Annotated in this window: 1 protein-coding gene; it reads left to right on the forward strand. The window is 74.3% G+C overall.

Features of this window, described 5'->3' with window-relative positions:
• On the forward strand, window positions 1-2,231 hold a 2,231-nt coding region (locus ACFFNX_RS49525), incomplete at both ends, for a beta-ketoacyl synthase N-terminal-like domain-containing protein (protein ID WP_378213439.1).

A 2,231-nucleotide genomic window follows, 5' to 3' on the forward strand; every position in this document is an offset into this window, starting at 1 on the left:
CGCGTCGCCACGGTGGCGGGCGGGGGCTCCCCGGTCTCGTTCGGAGCGGGCCGGACCGTGCTCGTCACCGGCGCGGACGGTGAGCTCGGTGCGGCCGTCGCCCGGCACCTGGCCGGAGCCCACGGTGTGCGGAAGCTGTTGCTCGTGGGCGAACGCGACGCCGCGGAACTGACCGGGCAGGGCGTCGGCGTCACCGTCGCCCCCCTCGACCTCACCGACCGGGACGTCCTCGCCGCGGCCCTCGCCGCGAGTGGTCCGATCGGCGCCGTCGTGCACGCCCCTGGTGCCCAGGACGCCACGGCCGCGTCGGCCGGGGCGGTGAACCTGTCCGAGCTCACCGCCGGCTCCGGACTGGACGCATTCGTGCTGCTCTCCCCGGCCACCGGACTGTTGGGGGCGGCGGGCCGGGAGGAGGAGGCCGCCCTGAGCGCCTCCTTCGACGCGCTGGCGCGACGGCGCGCGACCGAGGGGCTTCCGGCGTTGTCGCTGAGCGTGGGGCCCCTCGACGGCGACGACCGTCCCCAGCCGCCGGGAGTCGGGCGGCTGACGGCTCAGGAACGTGCGGCGATGTTGGACGCGGCCCTCGCGTCGGGGGAGACCTGTCTCGCCGCGTTCCGCCTGGACCCCGCGGCGGTGCGGGCGGACGAGGTCCCCGCCCCGCTGCGCGGGCTGATCGAGGCCCCGTCCCGTACGGTGGCGGTGGACGACGGCGTGGCCACGGGACTGCGCCGGAGGCTCTGGGAACTGCCCCGCCGGGCCGACCGCGACCGGCTGCTGACGGAGCTGGTCCGGGCGGAGGTCGCCGGCCTGCTCGACATCGACGGCGACGTCCCGGCCGACGCGGCCTTTCGCGACCTGGGGCTCACCTCGGTGACCGCGGTCGCGCTGCGCGACCGGCTGACCGCCGTGTCCGGGCTGACGCTGCCGGCCACTCTGGCCTTCGACCACCCGTCCCCGCTCAGCGTGGCCCGATACCTCCGGGCGTCGCTGCTCGACGAGGTGGGGGCCGGGAACGTGGCCGTGCCGCACGCCCTGTCCGGCGAACCGGTCGCGATCGTGGGCATGGCCTGCCGCCTGCCGGGTGGGATCTCCTCGCCGGAGGACCTGTGGCGGCTGGTCGTCCAGGGCGCGGAGGCGATCACGGAATTCCCCGCCGACCGTGGCTGGGATCTCGAGTCCCTGCGGTCCGCGACGCGGTGCGGCGGATTCCTGCACGACGCCGGTGACTTCGACGCGGGCTTCTTCGGCATCTCCCCGCGCGAGGCGCTGGCCATGGACCCGCAGCAGCGGCTGTTGCTGGAGGTGTCGTGGGAGGCCCTGGAGCGGGCGGGCGTCGATCCGACCTCCCTACGCGGGCGTGACGTCGGCGTCTTCTCCGGCCTGATGTACCACGACTACTCAACCGACCTCGATGCGGTGCCCGGGGGTCTGGAGGGCTATCTGGGGACGGGCAACTCGGGCAGTGTCGCCTCGGGTCGTGTGTCGTACGCGTTGGGGTTGGAGGGGCCGGCGGTGACGGTGGACACGGCGTGTTCGTCGTCGTTGGTGGCGTTGCATCTGGCGGCGCAGTCGTTGCGTTCGGAGTCCTCGCTGGCGCTGGCCGGGGGAGTGGCCGTGATGGCCCGGCCCACGTCGTTCGCCGAGTTCACCCGGCAGGGCGCGCTCGCCGCCGACGGCCGGTGCAAGGCGTTCGCCGAGGCCGCCGACGGCACCGGCTGGTCCGAGGGTGTCGGGGTGCTGGTACTGGAGCGCCTGTCGGACGCGCGCCGCAACGGTCATGAGGTGTTGGCGGTGGTGCGTGGTTCGGCGGTGAACCAGGACGGTGCCTCGAATGGGCTGACCGCGCCGAATGGTCCGTCGCAGGAGCGGGTGATCCGGCAGGCGCTGGCCAACGCGGGTCTGTCGAGCGTTGATGTGGACGCGGTCGAGGGTCATGGGACGGGGACGCGGCTGGGTGATCCGATCGAGGCGCGGGCGCTGCTGGCGACCTACGGCCGGGATCGGTCGGAGGACCGGCCGCTGTGGCTGGGGTCGGTCAAGTCGAACATCGGCCACACCCAGGCGGCCGCCGGTGCCGCCGGTGTGATCAAGATGGTCCAGGCTCTGCGCCACGGTGTACTGCCCGCGACGCTGCACGTGGACGCGCCGACGTCGAAGGTGGACTGGTCGGCCGGTGGCGTCCGGCTGTTGACCGAGGCGCGTGGCTGGCCGGAGGTGGATCGGCCGCGCCG

It is taken from the genome of Actinoallomurus acaciae (assembly GCF_042429965.1).
GTDB lineage: Bacteria > Actinomycetota > Actinomycetes > Streptosporangiales > Streptosporangiaceae > Actinoallomurus > Actinoallomurus acaciae.